The sequence below is a fragment of the Collinsella sp. CLA-ER-H8 genome, assembly GCF_040092335.1.
Taxonomy (GTDB): Bacteria; Actinomycetota; Coriobacteriia; order Coriobacteriales; family Coriobacteriaceae; genus Collinsella.
This window is the reverse complement of record NZ_JBBNLU010000003.1, coordinates 76,583-97,674: the sequence shown is the minus strand read 5'-3', so window position 1 is coordinate 97,674 and position 21,092 is coordinate 76,583. Positions and strand designations below refer to the sequence as shown.

Sequence of the window (21,092 nt, the reverse complement as noted above, 5' to 3'; positions counted from 1 at the left end):
GATTCCCCTATTGTGGGTTCCCCCATTGTGATAAGTTGTCCTCCACTCGACAGTCAGAGAGCATCTTATTCTAATGGCGTATTTAAAACCCAGCCCCACTGAGGCGTAGCAGTAGTGTGGTAGTAGTTCAGCCACCAGGCCAGTGATGTCGTCCTAATGTAACCGATGTTATCCATAACCATACCGTTACCAACATAAATAGCAATGTGTCCCCAGCGAGCCCCCGCATTAGTATGCGTATGAGTAGGGACCGCAACAATCATTCCAACCTTAAGCTGCGATATATCTCGACTGTGACACCAATTCCAAAACATGTCGCATGCGTCACCGTTGGGATAAGACCCCAGCACGGGATAAAAAACTTCGCTAACCCACTCCGAGCACAATCCCACTCCAGGAGAAGGAACGTTGTAGCAGCGACTAACAATTTGAGACTGAAAGGAAGTACGGGCAGAACGCTCGGGCTCTACCCAAGCACCAGCAGCATTAAAGAAATACTCGCCATTCTCGATACTGTTCCAGCCAGTTGCCATTTGACCTGACGACATAAGGTAATACCATAGCCCGTCATCATCGCGGAACCAGCCTGTATTCATAACGCCAGATTCGTTATCGAGGTGATACCACTTCCCGCCAATTAATTGCCAACCGCGCTGTAGCACCCCGTCTGGATCCGTGTAAAACCACGTCTGAGCAGCGGAGGACCAATACCAGCCTACCATGGGCTTTCCTTCGGCGTCGTTGAGCTTAATTGCGCCCACGCTGTCCTTGACACCCTTTAACGCAATTGCACCACTGCTGCACGCATAATATGCGTTTCCATCTTGCGAGAAGACCCAGGCGTTGCACTCTAATGCGCCGCCACTATCCGAATCCAAATAGTACCAATTACCATTTACAGACTGAAATCCTTCGAGCATGGCGCCATTATTATTGGAATCAAGCAAATACCAGCTAGAATCAAAGTAAAACCATCCTGTGCGAATCGCTCCAGAGCCATTGGCGCAATACCATGTCCCATCGTCAACAAACCAACCAGTGTTCATGGATCCAGATTGAGAAAAATGATACAAACTGCCGTTTACAAGTTTAAAGCCCGTAGCCATTGATCCGGAAGGCTCAAGCCAATACCAAGTATTGCCAAGGAGCAGCCAGCCAGTATGCATAGCACCCGAACCATCCAAATAGTACCAGTTATGATTGTCTAAAACCCAACCGGTCTTCATTGAACCTGATGTTTCGTCAAGGAAGAACCAATGACCGCCGATGGCAGCCCATCCCTTCAAATGCGCACAGGATTCAGAGAATAAGTGCCATCCATCACTCAGGTATCTCCAGCCAGTAGCTGCGTAGCCTTCGGAATCAAAATAATATTCGGCTCCCCCAATAGTCAGAAAACAGTTTGACGGCCAACCACCGGCCTCATATCTCCACCACCATTTACCGTTTTCGCAGACCCAAGAACCAGGAAGGGCGATTTTGTTATCAGAAGAGCGAACAATCTGGAACGACAACCGGGTGGTAGCGCCAGCGTAGTCCCCTAGCCCATTTACAGCTATATCAGCACAGCCAGGTGCAACATTATTCGCATAAAAGACTTCATAATCGGTCCCACATGTAAGCTTTAAACCGCTATCAGCAAAAACCGACACACTCGGAGTAATCGCATCACCAGTGTATTCATATGTCGACAAATCGATAGACGCTGTGAAGTTAACCGAATCAGAAGGTAACCGATCACCATCCGATGGCCCAACTGGACCCTGTACCGATTGATCTGTAGAAATATCAGCGCCTAGAACCGCACAATCTTCGGGTAATGAAAAAGCAACCGTTGGGCATAAAAGAGGGGTGAAACAAATTGATACAAGGCAGACCACACCGATAAAACTCAAATAACGATTTCTCAACATTACACTTTTCCCATACAATCTAATTGGTCTTTGATAGACCAGGCCTAGTTAACCCTGAGATTAAGTCCCCAACTACAAGAAATTACCAAAGCAACTGCGCGCGAGATAAATCTACAAACAGGAGGCGACGCTAATAAAACGAATAAGATATAGGCAGTTCATAACACAGACGCCAGTAGTAACAACGGAAATGGAAGTAGAGCTGAACCTAAATAATCGTGTTCTTAGTCCAAACAACAAAGCTGGTAAAGCCGGAAGAAAATAGCGCCCCTGAACACCCTGTATTACATTTTCATAGTTGAAGGTCCATGCCAACCACATTGATGCAATGGAACCGAGTGCAGCCAAAAGGAAAGCAAAAATGAAAAGAAAGGATACAGGAGCAGTAAGAAACGAGGGCTCATCACTAGAGTCAAGGCAGCAAATAAACCCGAAAAACAAATAAGGAATCATATAGAATGCAGGGAAACGCAAGTTCTCTTGAAGCCATCCAAGGGAATAGCCCAAAGACGTTTCCCAATAGAAATCACCTAGAGAGTCGAGAGTTCTACAAAAAACAAGGAAACTATTCTTTGGATGCAGCAGAATATCGCCGAGCGAATATAACTGCCCCGCTTCATGGCCCCGAGAGGAATCTGAAGTCTGAGAAACCAAGCTGCTCATCGATGCCAAACGTAAGGCCAATACAGAAAGCATAACGCAAAAGATCAACAAGAACCTGCTAAAACGCCCGGTCTTCTCATCAATGAACTGCGAAAGAGGGACGAACAATCCAAGTAAAATCAACCCTGAATAGATAACCTTGCACGGAGCCAAAAGAACCGAAATGATTAAATATATAATGATTTCTCTTTTTCCTATCGACCGCTGTTCGCCAAAAAAACCGCGCATCAAACATGCGAATACCAGAAGTGAATAAGCAATGATTCCAGAATCATAGGAATATGAAGCTGCCAAATGAAGCGTCATGGGCAACAATGAAACGAATACAATGACCGATTTGCCTTTAGGTGCGATTCGAAATGCCTGGAAAGCGCAGAAGCAAAAAACGAGAGCCGAACCAATTCGACCCATATAGAACGCGGGATAAGCTCCAAGCCCAAAGAACAACCCTATCTGCAAGCCAATGATAGAGCCCAGTTTTGCAGTAATATTCTCACCGCCGGCACTAAAAGAAAATTCACTGAAAGGAACCAGCTGTCCATTTCCAAATAGTGAAAAACCATCAATAACAGAATCAAATGAAGCTGAATTAATTACATCGCCCGGTTGGCGGCTATTGTATAGCGCGTAATCAATATCTCGCACCAGAAAAGCACCGTCATTAGACACATGGGCATTAAATGGAAGGCTATCAACCAACCAATAAGTCGAAAAATAATGATGGCCCTCATCGGGCGCGGTGAACGGAGGGAATATAAAGCAAAATATGATTAAAAATGATATGAGCAGTACCAAGAATACCCACTCACTTTTAAGGCGATCCTTATCACTAGCAAATACGCTGCCGAGCGCGAGAATTATAATTAACGAAATCGCAATTGTAAGCAGAACAAGCAATCTAGGATTATTTAAGTACCAAAATACTGAATAGACTGCAAATAAACCGGCAAAAGCAAGAAAAGCAGGTTTGCATCTTACAAAACTCGTCATGCTAGAATCCTTAAATTTCAAAACTCACATAAGCGCAACTAAATATAGTGGTAGCAAGTATATCAACAAGTTAATTATTATCTCAGAGCTTGCGTCGATGATATCAACGCAAGAACAGTGCCGTAGCATCCGACTTCGATGGCTAATATCCGAATTCAGTCATACACGAAGCGCTCGTCAACCGACTCAGAGGAGACGTTCAACACAGAGACGTTAAAGAGTGTTGCTATTCATGCTGACTGAATATAGTCGATGGATTACTTTCGCAACCTTTTTAGGCCAAAATTTTTCAAGCATAGCAAGGTCTTCGGAGCTCCGTGTATTATCTTGGATCAAGGAAGTCGTCTCAGATTCTTTGTGAATTCGATGATGCATAAGAATCTCGGGAGAATAAACAAAAGAGCCTTCAAGTCGCGAAAATCTCTCCCACGCTTCCCAGTCCAAGTCACACTTCATCTCACTCGAAAACAAAGGTGTCTCGAGATTAGGCATAACATACGTGACCGAAGGGCAACAAATCGCAGATCCAAACCGCAAAGCCCGACGCTTGTCCCTGACTATAGATGAATTACCAACTCGAGCGAGTTTTCTTAGTATTATTCTTTTGACTTTAAGAATCGAGATGTCATCGACATATTCCCCATTACGAATCTCCCCATAATTAGAAAAGAAGATCAGGGGATGATTGGAGGCGTTCACAGAGCGAAGCATTTCAATTGAATAATTAGGGGAATACAGATCATCTTGATGAGCAATGGTGACCAATGGAGTTTGAGCATGGGAAATTGCACAATTCCAGTCATGGCCAATCCCTGGCATCCCATTGTTAATAAATACAGGCAAGTTATAGCTAGAAGCAATCTGCTCAATATGCTTATTCGGAGTAGAAGTAGAGATAAAGATCCTACTGGCTTGCTTCTGGTTCATTAAAGACGATATACAGTCGTTCAAATACGGTGATTCGCCATAGGCGCAAACTACGAATGTATGATCATTGCACGTAAACATAGAACTACTTATCCCTCAGAATGCTCTCGATATCTTTTTCAAGCAATGCAACTCGTTGAGTTAAGTTCTTAATCGCATCGGCCTGTTTGCTGGCAATTAAACTAAGTGAAAGCATGATTAGGATTACAAAGACAAACCCCAGAACAAATATAAAATTGGAAGGCATGGCAAACCCCATCGCCGACGATAAATAGCACAGGGGCTGCGGAAATAGAGCAGACAGGACTAGGACTAGGACCAGAGCCAGCCACAATAGAGAATACTTAAGTTGGAGCCTGCCACTCTCAATAAGCTTAACTACATATGCAGCAAGTAAAATACAGGCCGCTGCGACAGAAACGCGAAGGGTTACCGGCACTTTAACACCTCGTTTTTGAACATGCAGAAATAATAATTGCAAGGGTAACTTTGATCATGTAATAGGCACTCGAAAAGCCCGAAATGGATGATGAGCCCCCTTGTCTCTCTTTCATGACAACGGGAATCTCAGATACAGACAGACCGCGAGCAAGCACTGAGACAATAGAATCGGGTTCAGGGTAATCAACTGGATAGTTCTTACAGAAATAGTCGATAGCTTTCGGTCCGCAGGCCCTAAATCCAGATGTCGGATCAGCTATGTACTTCCCCGTACACATTTTAATCACCCTAGTAAGCCATGAAATACCCACTCGGCGTAAAAACGTAGACTGAAACCCCCCAGTTCGCTCGAGAAACCTAGACCCGATAACCAAGTCATAGCCAGCTTCAATCTGCTCAACCATACTGGAAATAAAACAAGGATCATGCTGTCCATCGCCATCCACCTGAACGTCGATGTTATATCCATATTTTTTAGCGTACTTATGGCCGGCTTGTACAGCCCCTCCAATACCAAGATTCTGCGGTAGATCAAGTACATTGAGATGGTTAGCATGACAAATCTCAAGCGTATTATCAGTTGAACCATCATTGACCACGACATAATCATATCCTGAATCAATCACGGCTTTAACTGTCGCACAAATTGATTCAGCTTCATTATAAGCAGGCACAATAACTAGCACCTTATAAGGATTGCTCATGAACAACCTTTCAATGATAGCCCGTTATCCTTAGCTAAAAGTAAAAGTAGCACCAACAAGACGAACTACATGTTATGCAAGGAGCTAGCGTGATAGGCAACACAGTATCCACAACGGTCCTAGAACATATAAACACTATAGCTGTTATCACCATCGACAATCTGTGGTCTGCGTAGTGACCACTGTGATTGCCGCAAGGTGTCCTGCATCTGCCCTCTTGCAAATGCCACGAATCTTATAGAAAAGAACTAAACAGATGAATTGTTTAATCAAATATAGCTAAGTTTCTACTAGCACGGTTCATCGTAAATGACCGTCAGAAAGAACCGAAGCGATTCTTTCGCTTGCATGGCCATCACCATAAGGATTGGAAGCGTGACTCATCGATTCATACTCTGAGACATCCGAGAGCAACCTGCTAAACTCGTTGTAAATTACATCTTCCTCTGTGCCAACAAGTTTCAAAGTCCCCGCCTTAACGCCCTCAGGACGCTCAGTAGTGTCACGCATGACAAGAACAGGCTTACCAAGGCTTGGCGCTTCTTCTTGAATACCGCCTGAGTCAGTGAGTATCAGATAGCTTTTAGCCATAAAGTTATGAAAATCAAATACTTCAAGGGGGTCAATAATATGCAGTCGATCAAATCCATCTAGCTCTTCATGAGCAGCCTTGCGAACAAGAGGATTCATATGAATAGGGTATATGGCCTTGGTATCGGGATAATCTTCCATTACGCGACGAATAGCACGGAACATGCGATGCATAGGTTCACCAAGGTTTTCGCGGCGATGTGCGGTGATAAGAATCAAACGAGAACCCTTTGCCCAGTCAAGCTCATGATGTGAATACTCCGGATCCACGGTAGTATGAAGTGCATCAATTCCCGTGTTACCTGTAACCCAAATCTTTTCGGGTCTTTTTCCCTCATCGAGAAGGTTTTGTCTGCTCACCTCGGTTGGTGCGAAATAATATTGACTCACGATGTCAACTGCTTGGCGGTTAAACTCCTCTGGCCAAGGACTGCTGATATCATGTGTGCGTAAACCAGCCTCAACATGACCGACCGGAATTTGCAGATAAAAACAAGCTAAGGCTGCAGCAAAGCTTGTCGTGGTATCTCCATGGACAAGCACGACATCCGGTCTTTCCCCCTCAAGAACCTTCTTAATTTTAAGAAGGATGCTACACGTAACATCGAAAAGAGTCTGACCAGGCTTCATGACTGCTAGGTCAATATCGGGTACCACATTAAAGACATGCAAAACCTGCTCAAGCATCTCCCGATGTTGACCAGTCACGACAACAACGGTACTGAAATCATCCGGATGAGTTTTGAGCACATTCACAAGTGGGCACATCTTAATTGCTTCCGGACGAGTTCCGAAAACTAGCATTACCTTTTTCATTTCAAGAACCAGCCCCTTAAAAAAACCATTGAAATGCACATAGTCATTACGAACAAATTATAATCATTTAAATAATTCAGAGGAAGAAGTCAGGAAGAGAGCAATTCGCCCTGAAATCAAATGATGCAATTAAACGAGATTATTAAAATGACGTCTCAACAAGATAGACAATACGACCACCATATATACAAGTCCAAAAAGACAAGATATTAAGCTACACACTGTAACACCATTTAAATTGAATACTTCTACGGAATACTTCATTGAACTTAGCGAAACGATAAACATCAACACGCCAGCAACAAGGGTATGCGAAAAATACCTAAATGAAATCAACAAATCATTGACAAGCCACATCAGTCCAGTCAAAACAGCAGAAGCTATCAAAGGTGGAACTAAATACATGAAAGGTAGTATTTCCTCACCAAATACAAATGAAAATAAGCTATTTCCAATCACCTCAAAACCAATACCGAACACAACGGCGATGATTAACGCACCAAGTAAGCAGGCAAAGCATAGGCGAAAGAAAGAACACCTGTCTTTATCTGAATAACTTTTCGAGAAATAACCCAGCAGGGGGTTATACAAATATGAAACACCCATTTGAATGATAGCAATAGGAGCCGCAATAGACGAGTAGACCCCAAGAGCAGAATCCCCCAATGCAGAAGATAAATATTGGCGTGGAATTGACGATGACGCGGAAACCGCTATGCCAGCAACCACAGCCGGCAAGCATGTTATCAATAATCGCTTTGCCTTATTTCGGCTAATTCCAACAACAATGCTTGTTAGGGCGGTAGTTCGTGGCAAATCGTAAATCCATCCAACTAATACGACCGCAATAAACATTGCAAATATAGCTAGCGGCACCGAACGAAAGCAAGATAAAGCAACGCAGAAAAAAACTAGAGACAATGCTCCCTGAAGCGCAAGTGAGACTCCAACATAATCCATCCGGGAGAACTGCTGATCAGCAGCATGAAGGACATCTATCAATTGGTTGGCGCTTTTATATAAGCCGTAGAGAAAAATGCAGAAAACGGAAGCAGGGCGACAAGTAAATAGCGAATAAGCAAAAGTCAAAGCAAGTGATAAAAGTATGGTTAGTAATCTAAAGGAAAGATACTCCCCTACCGTGTTTTCCCCATTAACATCTGAAACTTGATATGTATACATCCTATATTGAGCAATTGGGAAAAAAATGCCATAGACAGACATCGAAAGCGAGTATAAGCCAGCATCAGAAAAACCAAAGGATAGGCGAACCACCAGCACGCTTATTAACCATTGGCAAGATAAACCGATAATCGAGCCAATAGAACTCCATAAAATATTAGACTTTATCGAAAGAACTTTATCGGAACCCAACAATTACTCCGTTCTTGAATTAACTGATGCAGTTAATTGATGAGACACCTGTTTATCAGCAGGAGGAATGGTCATATAGTCGCCATAAAGTTGAGTAAGCATCTCATCATAATGAGTTGGGATTTTAAATTGATGACCCTCAAATTCCGCATCCATTACATCCGTAAAATACCTATTTGGAAAAGCCTCCCTGAGACCAAACCCCCATCCGATTTGTCCCGCTCTCTTTGTTTCGCCAATATCATATTTTCTTGAAAGTTTATGTAAACGTTCGGAAGCCCATTTCTCTATAGGCAGTACTAGAGAAATGGGATAAAAAATAGCCATGAGAATTTTCATGCTAATCGGATGTGGATAATGGAAGTTGAGCCTTGATACAATACAAATCAAATCAAGCAATTTCACTTCGTAAAACATAATAGTGGCCTTTAGATTTGAATCGGATATACCGTCAATTGGGAACACATCTATCCAAAGCCATTCTGGAACTGAAGGGCGATCTCTCTCTGTCTGAACGGAGATCTTAGGATTAATTACTTTTGCGAATGAAGGTAAATACCCATCAATCTCTGTAGCCTGAACGCGAAGCCACGGAGAAAACCTACCGCTTTGAACTAGGCCAAGAAACCTATCGTAATCCTTCCGAGGCATGACAACATCTATATCATCATCCCAGGGGATAAAACCCTTATGACGCACGGCACCGATTAGAGTTCCATACGACAGCGAATAGCACAAATTATATTTCTCACAAAAATCGTGAAATTCCACCAAGATTTTCAGTTCTTCGTGTTTCACCGCATCAAAAGAAAGAATTTCATTCGTCATTAAAAAACCAAGCCTTAAGAAATGAACGAAGTATATCTATCCGAATAGTTCTGATTGTCATCATATGCATCGGTTAACAATTTCTCGCAACCCTTAATAAAGCTATTCGAATCTAGACCGGTATAGTATTCGAACAATAAATCGGGCCAATTAACATTTGTATTATCTAAATCAAGTGTAAAACCAATACCATAATCACTTGCCATTGTTTCCATTGCGGTATTCGGGCAAACAAGAATTGGCATATGAAGCTGGGCAGCTATATACATTTTGTTAGAAATAGCATAATCGAGAAATGGATCCCCATTGCCGTACAGATTGTGGATTATGTTGACTCCTGTATATAAAGAGTACATTTTTTCAGGTGCAAACCTCCCTAACAGTTGGACGTTTTCTACGTGATTATTTCTACAATAATCCTTTAGCTTTTCAGATCCAGCTCCTGCAAACATCAAACGGAAACGTGAATCATTTTTAAACATATTGATCAACTTAACATGTTGCTCAATATACTGGCCAACACTACCAATGAATGCAATCACGATCGGTAAAGAAGGATTGCCATTTAAACTATTCACGCATGAACTAGCATCAAGATCAGAGAATGACGGTCGCTGCAGATTGTGGACATAACTGTATTCAGAAGGGGCGAGAAAAGCGGCATAAAAACGTGATGAAAGCACCACGATTCCAGCAAAGGACACTATAGCGCGAGACATGAGGCCCAGAATCGGATTAAACTCTCCTCCGTAATCTCGAACATCCATTACATAGCGTTTGCGATACTTAATAAGTAGTGCAGGAAACGCAAAATAACCAGCAATAGTATTAAGTAAAACTATGTGATCAAAATCACTATTTAATAGCTGTTTATTTACAAACAACATATAGGCAAAATAACTGTAAAGCCTGCGTAATAAACCAGTATCTGGGCAGGGCTTAGTATATTCAATGCCCTTAATCGACCCTAGCGTCTCTTCCACGCCATCCCTATTCCAGTAGACAAGGTATTTTTCCCCGGGAGTATTATCGACATAAAAGTTAAACAAATAAGGACATAGATACGCATTACCACTAAGAACAAAACAGGTTTTTTTCATCTCTTGAATTACTCCAATGCCCAGACTAATTAATCCACTTAGTAGATATCTTTGATGAATCGCCCATTCATAAAACCAGTACGAAACTTGACCCTCTTACAAAAGACATGCGACTTATTCTTCCGTTGAAGATATTGATGCAGAAATCACTTAATACGTAACAACTTTTGTTCCATAAGGAATATTATCGTAAATCCATTTTGCGTTCTGAATCTCAAGGCGAACACATCCCGCAGAGGATGGAACACCCATCGTGGGATCCATCACGCGATTGCTGTTAACGTAGTAGGGCGAAGAATGGAACAGATAATCACCATAGAACTGCGTGTAGTAATAGCAAGTATATCCATGCCCAAAGGAATATCCCTTTCCGTAGACTTGATACTCCCCTATCACCGTAGGTGTGCTAGCTTTTCCCGTCGAACATACATATCGACGGTTTAAGGACCAGTTATTCCAGGATCCAGTGTAAATACTCGTAATGCAACGCGACGTATCGACAAGTATCAGCCAATTTGTATTGCTTGAATAACTTTGAGCTTTAGCATCCATATAGTCTGACACCCACGCGCCGTTTGCCATAAAGTAATTCCAGGACCCGTCCACAACGCGCCAGCCAGTAGCCATAGCGCCGCTAGCGTCAAGCCAATACCAGGTGCCGCCCAGATTGAGCCATCCCGTCTGCATGAAACCAGACGAATTCAGGTAATACCAAGATCCGTTAACGGCAACCCAACCGGTTTTCATAGCATAAGTGGACGGATCTAAATAGAACCAGGAGCCATCCTTGTACAGCCAGCCAGATCGTGCATAGCCAGCGGTCTCATCAAAAAAGTACCATTTTCCGTTAACGTTCTTCCATCCAGCGCAGGGGGAGCCATCGGTTGGATCAGCATAGAACTTACAGCCTCCAAGCATCACAAACCCGTGAGCTTCGACCAATTCGCCATCGCCGTTTGATGTAAACAGTTTTCCATTACGCAATGCTCCACACAATGAGCAATCAGAACCAGCAAAAGCCTTAGATGGCTCATCCTGAACCGAGTCCTGGACATCTACCCATTCACGACAAGCAACAGCGCCTGAAGCTTTTGCATAATAGCTTTTCCCATTTACAGAAAAATGACCAAGAAGCATTTTACCGTCGGCGGCAGGATCGAGATAATAGTATTGACCACCGTCCTTCAGCCATTCAGTCTTTATAATGCCCGACGCTTGAGAAGGCTCAGCGTAATACCAGTCTCCATCGCTCATAAACCAGCCAAGTGACAACGCTCCCGTTGAAGAAAAATGATACCGGTTGGATCCGATGACATAAAAGCCGGTAGCCATTCTATTGTCATTTGCGACATCGAGCCAATACCAAACGCCGTTCACCAAACGCCAGCCCGATGCAAGTGCGCCGGAACCGTCAGCGTAATACCAGTCCGTCCCATCAAACGCCCAACCAACAGCCATTGCGCCGGAATCCGATAAATAGTAAAGAGACGAACCGACAGAAACGATTCCTCTAGACATAACACCATCATTGGCGGGATCAAGCCAATACCAATTATTGCCAGTTTGAAGCCAACCGGTTAAGACTTCACCATTGTTTCCCCAATACCATAAACCGTTATCAAGGCACCAACCATTAATCAGTCCATAGGTTCCAAGAAGATAAGGGTGCCCATCAATAACACGTCGACCAGTAGCCATAGAACAGCTGTCAAAGGAGTCAAACCAGTACCATTGGCCTCCGATAAACTGCCAACCACTTGCCAAAGCGCCTGATGGACCCGCGTAATACCACTTATTTTCAGTAAAAATCCAGCCGCAGCTCATTGCGCCGTCACGAGCGGGGTCCAAGTAGTACAACGAGTCGTCAATATTCTGCATTCCGGTCAAACGACAGCCGTCTAGATAGTAGTACCAGGACAAACCGTTCCATTGCCATCCAGATAGTTTTTCTGTCGTCGACGGGTCTTGGCTTTCGACAACCTGTAGGCTCGAATCTTCCGTTGTTTTGCCGGCACAATCACTGGAGTCTTGAGAGCAACCGCCACCGACAAATGCTCCCGACCCTCCTGTCGAGTCGCGCTCTACGACACCGTTATCCGCCCCCTCTTCCACGGCATAGGCAGTGCAAGAAAATGCGGGGACGGAAACTGAGAGCAAGGCGGAAAATAGCATCAAGCCAATTACTCGCCAACAAATTCGATGTTCAATCCTGACATTCATTTCAGGCCCCCAAACCGATATCGATCGTCTTGCAGCAAATCAATTAAATAAACGGACGAGCTGCGCCGATTACATTTCCCCTTGCGCTAATAGGATGAATTCCGACACCCTGATGAGGCCAGGAGTCGATCATCATACCGCCGCCAAGTGCAATTGCGATATGCCCGCGATAATAAATTACATCGGCGCGTTGAATCGAGCTCGTGCTCACGGGCATAAAGATATTGCTTCGATACCAATTCATGGAATTGTAGGTTTGGCTTGGATCCCAGCGATGGTTATAAGGGTTGTAAACACCCATATCCATGACAGTAGCATAAAGGCACTGCAAGACAAAACCAGAGCAATCAACAGCTCCACCGGGAGCGGTAGACCAAGGCTCAATATATTGCGTACCGATATACTCATAGGCGCGCTGGATAAAGGCGTTCACGCAATCTTCCCGCGTTGCTTCGACAGAAATGCGAGAAGGGGTCACATAGGTAAAGTATCCGGTGCAATAGCTAGGCAGCTGAACAGTCCAAGAACTGACCTGAGGATACTGGGATGGATTTTGCCAGCCAACTTTGTCGCACTGACCATCGCTCCAGAAAACTCGACGAACGCCATCGATGGTTCTTGCACCCGTTGCCATAGCGCCGCTACCGTCTAACCAATACCACTTACCCGAATCTTTAAGCCAGCCAGCATGCATGCTGCCATTGGACTCAAGGTAATACCATGTTCCATTCAGGCATTTCCAACCAGTTGCCATTTTTCCGTCAGCGTTTAGGTAATACCATGCTCCGCCAGTAAAAACCCATCCGGTCTTCATTACGCCAGAATCAGCATCAAGCCAATACCAATCGCCGTCAATCTGTAACCATCCAAGATGAATGACGCCCGTTCCGGGCTCAGCGTAAAACCTTAGATTTGCGACATTAACCCAGCCGGACGCAACCTGCCAACCATCGGCTCCGGCTATTTTTAGGATGGTGCCGTTTTCGCGAATCGCATCCTTGCAAAGGTATCCATTACCATCGGCGTATCTTTCAACGCCTTCATTAACGGTAACCCAGCTTGAAATCACAAGCCTACCGCTCTGGTTTGCAAAACAATCGTTGCCGCCCACCTCAAATAAGCCCGTTTTCATGAGATGGCTAACAGGGTCCAGGTAATACCAGCTCGTGCCCTCTTTATACCAGCCAGAAATAAGTGCACCAGATTGGGAGGCGAAATACCAGCCGTCCTCGACCTGAGCCCAACCAACAGCCATAGCCCCGTTAGGCTTTAAATAATAAGCTGCATTGCCAAGGTCTAAATACCCAACGGACATCTTACCATCGGAGGCTGGGTCGAGATAATACCAAGCGCCGTTAACGAGTTTCCAGCCAGTGGCCGCAATACCGTTAGAGCAGTAATACCAATCTGCTCCGTCTTTGTACCATCCATTTGCGAGGCCATAGTCACCAAAAATGTAGGTTCTTCCATCAATCTTTTGACGACCCTTAAACATGATGAGCGTCTGTGGGTCAAAATAATAGCGAGTCCCACCTATCGTCTGCCATGACGAAGCAAGGGCACCCGATGAATAAGCCCAGTACCAATTCCCGTCAACGAGAATCCAGCCGGTTTTCATAGCACCAGTGGCATCTAAATAGTATTTCCCGCTCCCGAGGTCGACAAAACCAACCTGCATTATATGGGTGGCAGGATCCAGGTAATACCATGTGCCGTCTTGATAAAACCAACCAGCAGCTAAATCGCCTCCAGCATTGGCATAAAACCAATTTCCATCTGAGTTACGTAGCCAGCAGTTCTGATATAGCGCGCCAAAAGGCGTTGCGGCATTGCCGTCATTCGCATAAAACGAAGCAGTCGATCCGCCAGCATCGGTCACATTGAAATAACCTGTCTGCATTGCACCATCATTGGCTGGATCAAGCCAATACCAATAGCCCCCGCTTTGCAGCCAGCCAGTTTGGTGTTTACCGTTTTTTCCGTAATACCAAACTCCAGACGACTCGTCTCGTTGCCAGCCATCTTTTATGACGGAAGAATTATCAGGTTGCAAATCATCGGAAACCACAGAAGAAAAAACCGCTTTTGACTCAATACTCTGAGCCTCAACGGAATCCTGTGCAAACGCGACATTCGCGCTCAGGGGCAAGCAGCAAGCAGTGATTAATGACGCGGCAGCACAAACAAGCGTGGCCTTCTTTTCGAATCGATACATAAGCGACCCTCCCAGATATCTCATTTATTTATTTTAATCCACATTCCAGGATTGATTTTCGTTACTGTCTGTTCAGTCTATGTAGATAAATATATTAAATTGAACATATCGTTCAATCATTCTATTCTTTCCCTGAGCAATGAACATCTTAATTGGAGGCCTGCAGTGGAACTGACCAAGCGTAACTTTACTGTTCTGTACGAATACCTAAAGAACCCATATGCTAGCCAGCGAGAAGTTGCCGAGCGCACTGGCCTCTCACTTGGATCGGTAAACGCAGCAAATAAAGAGCTTACGAATGAGGGCCTTCTCGAATCGGACAGCCTAACCGACAGCGGTTACGAAGCACTTCACCCCTATAAGGTTGAAAACGCAGTGATATTGGCTGCGGGGCTTTCGAGCCGCTTTGCTCCCATTTCGTATGAAAAGCCCAAAGGCCTTTTAAAGGTACGTGGTGAGATTCTCATCGAACGTCAGATTAGGCAGCTGCAAGACGCAGGTATCAGCAATATCACCGTCGTTGTCGGCTATAAAAAAGAATATTTCTTCTATCTCGAAAGCAAGTTCGGCGTCTCGATTGTCGTCAACAACGAATATGCATCCAAAAATAACCACGCATCGCTTATGTGCGTAAAAGAGCGGCTTGGCAACACCTATATTTGCTCAAGCGATGATTACCTTCTAAACAATCCGTTTGAAGCATACGTTTGGAAAGCATTTTATTCTGCTCAATATGCTGAAGGCGCCACCAAAGAATGGTGCATTCAAACCGGAGCAATGGACAGAATCACCAATGTTACGATTGGCGGTTCCGATGCTTGGTATATGCTTGGACATGTCTACTTTGATAAAGCCTTCTCGCTTGCATTTAAGCAGATTCTCGAAACGGAATATAACAAGCCCGAAACAACGGACAAGCTTTGGGAAGATCTATATATCGAGCACATCAAGGAGCTCGATATGGTTATCAAGAAGTATCCTGAGGGCGAGATCAACGAATTCGATTCTCTTGATGAACTGCGTGCCTTTGATCCGCATTTTATCGAAAACGTTGACTCCGATATTTTCGATAACATCGAGCAAGTGCTCGGCTGCTCCAAATCAGAGATTCACGACGTTTATCCCCTTAAACAAGGTCTTACGAATCTATCGTGCCACTTTAGAACCAATGACGGAGAGTACGTTTACCGCCATCCGGGAGTCGGGACCGAACTGCTTATTAACAGAAATGGAGAAGTAGCCGCACTTAAAAAGGCCAAGGAACTCGGCCTTGACGATACGTTTATTCATGAGGACCCAAAGCGTGGTTGGAAAATTTCGAAGTTTGTACCCAACGCAAAGCAGCCTGATCCGCATGATGCTGCCCAAATGAATCGAATGATGCAGATGTGTCGTTCGCTTCACGAGAGTGGTGCAAATGTCGAAACCGAATTTGACTTCTACCTCGAAGCGAAGCGCTACGAATCACTTCTTCTGGAAAAAGGTCCCATCGACATTCCAGGCTACAGGGAGATGTCCGCCGAAATCGATGAATTGGAGCGCTTTGTACAGGCCGATAATGCACCAAAATGCCTTTGCCACAATGACTTCTTTTACCTCAATTTCCTTATCGATGAGAACGACAAGTACTATCTCATTGACTGGGAATATGCTGGCATGAGCGATTACGCAAACGATTTTGGAACGTGCAGTGTCTGCTGCGAGCTTTCCGAAGATGAAGTCGACCGCGCGCTTGATGCATATTTTGGGCGCAAGGCAACAAACAACGAAGTTGCGCATAACTATGCGCACATTGCCCTTGCAGGATGGTGCTGGTACCTCTGGTCTCTTCTGAAAGAAGCCGAAGGTGACTTCGTGGGCGAGTGGCTCTATATCTACTTCAATTACGGTGCCAAATACCTTAAAAAGGCACTGGAGATCTATCGGAAAGGTGAGTAACGATGCAATTCGGCTTTTTTAGCGGCCTTCTTTGGGGCCTTGATACAGTAATTCTTGGAATCGGTTTGGCGCTCGCGCCCTATATAGGATCGGCGGAAGCGCTTGCATGCGCCTCCATTGCAGGATCTTTTCTCCATGATGCTTTCTGTGCAATCTGGCTCTTTGGGTACATGGGAGTTCGAGGCAGATTAAAAGACACGCTCGCTGCACTTAAAACTCGTTCGGGCAAGGTCGTCATCGCCGGCGCTCTGCTCGGTGGACCTATCGGAATGACCGGATACGTATTGGCGATTAATAATATCGGAGCAGCCTACACGGCAATTATCTCCGCCTTCTATCCCGCTGTCGGAGCATTCCTTTCTTTCGTGCTGCTGAAGGAGAAAATGGGCAAAGGACAGATTCTTTCCCTTCTCGTTGCTCTTTGCGGCGTAATGACGATGGGCTATCTATCGGCCGGATCGAGCGAGATTGCAAATGCCCCCCTCGGCTTACTCGGCGCGGTGCTTGCTGTTATCGGATGGGGATCCGAAGCGGTGCTGTGCGCATGGGGAATGAAAGATGATGCCGTTGATGACGAAACGGCTTTGCAAATCCGCGAAACTACGAGTGCGCTTGTTTATGGAGTGCTTGTACTTCCCCTCTTCGGAGCGTGGCATTTCACGCTGAGCGCTATCCCGAGCATGCCCACATTGATTATTGCACTCGCCGGGCTCGCAGGAACTGCATCCTATCTGTTCTATTACAAGGGCATTGCGGCAATCGGAGCAGCGCGTGCGATGGCTCTGAATATCTCCTATTCGGCATGGTCGGTGGTCTTTGGCCTGATCTTGCTTGGAACAATTCCCGACATGGCATCCGTAATCTGCTGCGTTGTAATCGTATGCGGAACAGTTTTGGCAGCTAGTAACTGGGACGAACTATTTGGACGTAATAGGACAGCGTAGCTTGAATAAAAATGTAGTAAAAAGGGGAGAGCTCGACGAGCTCTCCCCTTTTTTAACATCATGGCTATTCAATTACCACGGCCTGGCTATCCATCTGTTGCCACGTACCGAAGAACACCTGGGCATTTCGCGTAACATTGCCGTTAATCGAATCCGAAAGATAGACAATTCCCTGCTCGTCATCATAGCCTTTAAGGACTACGGCATGATTACCGCCCCACAGACCATAGGAATGCCCGTTATACCAACGCGCAGCATAACGGCCTCCTGGCCAACTTCCCCATTCGGTATTCCACATCTCAACAGGTTGACCACAGGTCAGCCTGTTCTTAATGGAAGAAATTGACGAGAAAGAGACGTCTTTTGCCTGCTTGCCACTTCCAGCAGCACGCAGAAAGTTATTACCAGCAATAGTAATCGCAGGTGCGACGCATCCCATGAGACCCCCGCTGCTACGCCTTGGATTGCCATCAAAAGCGGTAACAAAATTGCCATTGCTTCCCTTGGGCAAATAGTAATCCGCAATAATCGTCTTACCTAAACCGAAACCATAGTAGTTAAGCAAGTTTGTAAGGGCAACCGACTCACAGCCAGTAGGAAGTTCCGGGTACTGCGAATAGCACGGGACATCGACCCAAGCGCCAACCATTGCGCCGGATGAACTGAACTTGTAGTCAGTAGAGCCGATCCAATACCAACCGTTGCTCAACATTACTCCCCCACGTGCGGCATCAAGGTAATACCATGTGCCCCCACGGGAAAGCCATCCCGTTTTCATTATGCCAGAAGCGGAATCTAGCCAGTACCAGTTACCGCCATCGTTAAGCCAGCCGGTCGCCATTCGACCATCCGAGTTAAAGTAATACCAAGACCCAGCTATTTGCTGCCATCCAGTCAGAATTACCCCATCAGCAGAACAATAATATCGAGAACCCTGACTCTCAATCCAGCCCGTTCTAACATTCCCGCCATCGTCAATCAGCTGGATTCCCGAATCGGTCATGATGCCCTTAAGGTCAATTGCACCGCTGGATGAAGAATGATACATACAGGACCCATCACCGTTTGACCAGCAATTAGCCATCATCTTGCCGGAACTATTAAATATGTATTCACATGATCCAATAGTTTGAAAGCCCGTTGCCATGGCGTGCGTCGCGGGGTCGAGCCAGTACCACGCACCGTTTAGGCTGAGCCAGCCGGAGGCCAGCGCGCCGGAGCCTGTCGCGTAGTACCAGGTGCCGCCGTCGAGGACCCATCCGGTCGCCATCGCGCCGGAGTCATTGAACCAGTACGCGGAGCCGTGGCACGAATGGAGGCCCGTCGCCATGGCGCCGCCCGCGTCGGGCTCGAGCCAGTACCAGGAGCCGCCGGTGTAAAGCCAGCCGGTCGAGGCGATACCGTCAGCGAACCAGTACCAGGAGCCGTCGACGAGGCCCCAGCCGTTAAGGGGACCGCAGCTGCCGAAGTAGCGGCGGACGCCCTGCGCATCAGTCTGGTAGCCCGTCAGCATGGCCCCCGTCCGGGCGTCGAAGCAGTAGGGCACGCCGCCGACGGATACGGGGCCGCGCGCCAGCGCGCCGGAGCCCGTCGCGTAGTACCAGGTCCCGCCGTCGAGGACCCACCCGGTCGCCATCGCGCCGGACGAATTAAACCAGTACAGGGAGCCGTTGCACTCGTGAAGGCCGGTAGCCATGGCATGGGTGGAGGGGTCAAGCCAGTACCAGGCGCCGCCGACGTAGGCCCAGCCGGAGGTGAGGGCGCCGGAGCTCGTCGCGTAGTACCATGTGCCGCCGTCGAGGACCCATCCGGTCGCCATCGAGCCGGAGCCGTTGAACCAGTACATGGAGCCGTTGCACCCATGGAGCCCGGTGGCCATGGCGTGCGTCGAGGGATCGAGCCAGCACCACGTACCGTTTAAGTTGAGCCAGCCGGAGGCGAGGGCGCCGGAGCCCGTCGCGTAGTACCAGGTGCCGCCGTCGAGCACCCAGCCGGTCGCCATGGCGCCGGAGGCGTTGAACCAGTACGCTGCGCCGTTGCACGCGTGGAGGCCCGTCGCCATGGCGCCGCCCGCGTCGGGCTCGAGCCAGTACCAGGAGCCGCCGGTGTAAAGCCAGCCGGTCGAGGCGATACCGTCAGCGAACCAGTACCAGGAGCCGTCGACGAGGCCCCAGCCGTTAAGGGGGCCGCAGTTGCCGAAGTAGCGGCGGACGCCCTGCGCGTCCGTCTGGTAGCCCGTCAGCATGGCCCCCGTCCGGGCGTCGAAGCAGTAGGGCACGCCGCCGACGGATACGGGGCCGCGCGCCAGCGCGCCGGAGCCCGTCGCGTAGTACCAGGTCCCGCCGTCGAGGACCCATCCGGTCGCCATCGCGCCGGAGGAGTTGAACCAGTACAGGGAGCCGTTGCACTCGTGGAGCCCGGTGGCCATTACACCGCCCGCGTCGGGGTCGAGCCAATACCAGGCTCCGCCCTGGCGCAACCATCCGGTATACGCTTTGCCGTCAGAGGTTGCGTAATACCAAGTGCCCTCTTTTAACTGCCAGTAATAAAGAGAGACATCAACATACGCGTAATTCATATCAACGTTTCCGCTAATACCAGAAACTTTTCCGCGGCTTGTATACTGCCAAAAGCTGTAACTGCCGGTATAGTGACATTGGGAGTTGTATTGAGCAATCCAATGATCCCAAGAACCGCTCTTAAATACAGGGTCGGTCAATATATTGTTAAACCAATTTAGGTTTGCATAAATGCCTGGCTTATATCCAGCACTAGAAATCTTATTACAGAATGTCTGAGCCCTAGATGCAATTCCGGATTGACGACCATCTGCAATAATTGTCTTGTCCTCAAGATCGTAATACACCGGTAGCCTAGGATTGTGCCCCGATAGGCAGTCAATCACCATGGACGCCTCATCGGCTGCCTGTTGATTATCAAAAGCATATGAATAGATATAGACGCCGTAAGGAATTCCGAGTCGCTCGCACTCAGAAATATTTCGATTAAATTGATAGTCAACTCGACCGCCCCAAGATGGAGCGCCAAATCCAACACGCAGAATAGCGAAATCGATACCAGAAGCCTTAACAGCATTCCAGTCAATACGTCCTTGATGCTCACTGACATCGATGCCCTGCGCCGTAGCCCCATCGGGAAGAATGTCCATGGACAATAAGGCTATTCCATCTTCTTCGGAAGAAGCATCCTCTGCGACCAATTGTCCATCCTCATAACGCCAGGAATTCTCAACTAGGGACCGCGCAGCTTCCGCGTTCGAAGGAAAAACAAACACAGAAATGGGCGCAAGGACCATCAGCACCAACAATGCCGAAAATAACTTAAGATGTTTGCTCATGTAAACCTCGTCATTCGTTCTTGTTTGCGTCTAGCTTACAGCATGGCTGTGAAAGATTCCCGAACATCCA

14 protein-coding genes are annotated in these 21,092 nt (G+C 46.7%); 2 read left to right on the top strand and 12 right to left on the bottom strand.

What is annotated here, in order from left to right:
* Nucleotides 1-65: 65 nt before the first annotated feature.
* From AAAX72_RS02790 to AAAX72_RS02740, 11 genes are all read right to left on the bottom strand, one after another.
* On the bottom strand, nucleotides 66-1,913 hold the full coding sequence (locus tag AAAX72_RS02790) for a hypothetical protein (protein ID WP_349128946.1): 1,848 nt from the start codon (nucleotides 1,911-1,913) through the stop codon (nucleotides 66-68).
* A 111-nt stretch (nucleotides 1,914-2,024) separates the two neighbouring features.
* Complete coding sequence (locus AAAX72_RS02785; RefSeq protein WP_349128945.1) at nucleotides 2,025-3,566, bottom strand: DUF2142 domain-containing protein; 1,542 nt, start codon at nucleotides 3,564-3,566, stop codon at nucleotides 2,025-2,027.
* Between the two features lie 213 nt (nucleotides 3,567-3,779).
* A complete protein-coding gene (locus AAAX72_RS02780; RefSeq protein WP_349128944.1) occupies nucleotides 3,780-4,574 on the bottom strand; it encodes a glycosyltransferase family 2 protein in 795 nt (264 codons plus the stop codon).
* A gap of 4 nt (nucleotides 4,575-4,578) precedes the next feature.
* The gene (locus AAAX72_RS02775; RefSeq protein ID WP_349128942.1) at nucleotides 4,579-4,932 is read right to left on the bottom strand and encodes a DUF2304 domain-containing protein; all 354 of its coding nucleotides are present in this window, start codon (nucleotides 4,930-4,932) and stop codon (nucleotides 4,579-4,581) included.
* 1 nt (nucleotide 4,933) lies between these two features.
* A complete protein-coding gene (locus AAAX72_RS02770) occupies nucleotides 4,934-5,638 on the bottom strand; it encodes a glycosyltransferase family 2 protein (protein ID WP_195520344.1) in 705 nt (234 codons plus the stop codon).
* Nucleotides 5,639-5,938: 300 nt separating this feature from the next.
* Complete coding sequence (gene wecB / locus AAAX72_RS02765; protein ID WP_349106009.1) at nucleotides 5,939-7,045, bottom strand: UDP-N-acetylglucosamine 2-epimerase (non-hydrolyzing); 1,107 nt, start codon at nucleotides 7,043-7,045, stop codon at nucleotides 5,939-5,941.
* 129 nt (nucleotides 7,046-7,174) lie between these two features.
* Nucleotides 7,175-8,419 (bottom strand): polysaccharide biosynthesis protein, encoded by a 1,245-nt coding sequence (locus tag AAAX72_RS02760; RefSeq protein WP_195520342.1) that lies wholly within the window; start codon nucleotides 8,417-8,419, stop codon nucleotides 7,175-7,177.
* A 3-nt stretch (nucleotides 8,420-8,422) separates the two neighbouring features.
* A complete protein-coding gene (locus AAAX72_RS02755) occupies nucleotides 8,423-9,247 on the bottom strand; it encodes a LicD family protein (protein ID WP_349091546.1) in 825 nt (274 codons plus the stop codon).
* Between the two features lie 14 nt (nucleotides 9,248-9,261).
* Complete coding sequence (locus tag AAAX72_RS02750; RefSeq protein WP_349128940.1) at nucleotides 9,262-10,230, bottom strand: hypothetical protein; 969 nt, start codon at nucleotides 10,228-10,230, stop codon at nucleotides 9,262-9,264.
* A gap of 267 nt (nucleotides 10,231-10,497) precedes the next feature.
* Complete coding sequence (locus tag AAAX72_RS02745) at nucleotides 10,498-12,567, bottom strand: L,D-transpeptidase family protein (protein WP_349128938.1); 2,070 nt, start codon at nucleotides 12,565-12,567, stop codon at nucleotides 10,498-10,500.
* Between the two features lie 43 nt (nucleotides 12,568-12,610).
* On the bottom strand, nucleotides 12,611-14,782 hold the full coding sequence (locus AAAX72_RS02740) for a hypothetical protein (RefSeq protein ID WP_349128937.1): 2,172 nt from the start codon (nucleotides 14,780-14,782) through the stop codon (nucleotides 12,611-12,613).
* Between the two features lie 165 nt (nucleotides 14,783-14,947).
* Here AAAX72_RS02740 and AAAX72_RS02735 point away from each other — a divergent pair, with 165 nt between their 5' ends.
* Nucleotides 14,948-16,720 carry a phosphotransferase gene (locus AAAX72_RS02735; RefSeq protein WP_199408842.1) on the top strand — a complete coding sequence of 591 codons (1,773 nt, stop codon included), beginning with the start codon at nucleotides 14,948-14,950 and terminating at the stop codon, nucleotides 16,718-16,720.
* A gap of 2 nt (nucleotides 16,721-16,722) precedes the next feature.
* Nucleotides 16,723-17,664: a DMT family transporter gene (locus tag AAAX72_RS02730; protein ID WP_273378273.1), complete on the top strand. Its 942-nt coding sequence runs from the start codon at nucleotides 16,723-16,725 to the stop codon at nucleotides 17,662-17,664.
* A 64-nt stretch (nucleotides 17,665-17,728) separates the two neighbouring features.
* Here the strand turns inward: AAAX72_RS02730 and AAAX72_RS02725 are convergent, their stop codons facing one another.
* Entirely contained in the window at nucleotides 17,729-20,242 is a 2,514-nt protein-coding gene (locus AAAX72_RS02725; RefSeq protein ID WP_349128935.1) for a C39 family peptidase, read from the bottom strand.
* Nucleotides 20,243-21,092 lie beyond the last annotated feature (850 nt).

Excerpts from the sequence above, each read along its gene's own strand:
- AAAX72_RS02755 (WP_349091546.1), bottom strand. The coding sequence starts at position 9,247 with ATGACGAATGAAATTCTTTCTTTTGATGCGGTGAAACACGAAGAACTG.
- AAAX72_RS02730 (WP_273378273.1), top strand. The coding sequence starts at position 16,723 with ATGCAATTCGGCTTTTTTAGCGGCCTTCTTTGGGGCCTTGATACAGTA.
- AAAX72_RS02725 (WP_349128935.1), bottom strand. The coding sequence starts at position 20,242 with ATGAATTACGCGTATGTTGATGTCTCTCTTTATTACTGGCAGTTAAAA.
- AAAX72_RS02770 (WP_195520344.1), bottom strand. The coding sequence starts at position 5,638 with ATGAGCAATCCTTATAAGGTGCTAGTTATTGTGCCTGCTTATAATGAA.
- AAAX72_RS02790 (WP_349128946.1), bottom strand. The coding sequence starts at position 1,913 with ATGTTGAGAAATCGTTATTTGAGTTTTATCGGTGTGGTCTGCCTTGTA.
- AAAX72_RS02780 (WP_349128944.1), bottom strand. The coding sequence starts at position 4,574 with ATGTTTACGTGCAATGATCATACATTCGTAGTTTGCGCCTATGGCGAA.
- AAAX72_RS02745 (WP_349128938.1), bottom strand. The coding sequence starts at position 12,567 with ATGAATGTCAGGATTGAACATCGAATTTGTTGGCGAGTAATTGGCTTG.
- AAAX72_RS02785 (WP_349128945.1), bottom strand. The coding sequence starts at position 3,566 with ATGACGAGTTTTGTAAGATGCAAACCTGCTTTTCTTGCTTTTGCCGGT.
- AAAX72_RS02740 (WP_349128937.1), bottom strand. The coding sequence starts at position 14,782 with ATGTATCGATTCGAAAAGAAGGCCACGCTTGTTTGTGCTGCCGCGTCA.
- wecB (WP_349106009.1), bottom strand. The coding sequence starts at position 7,045 with ATGAAAAAGGTAATGCTAGTTTTCGGAACTCGTCCGGAAGCAATTAAG.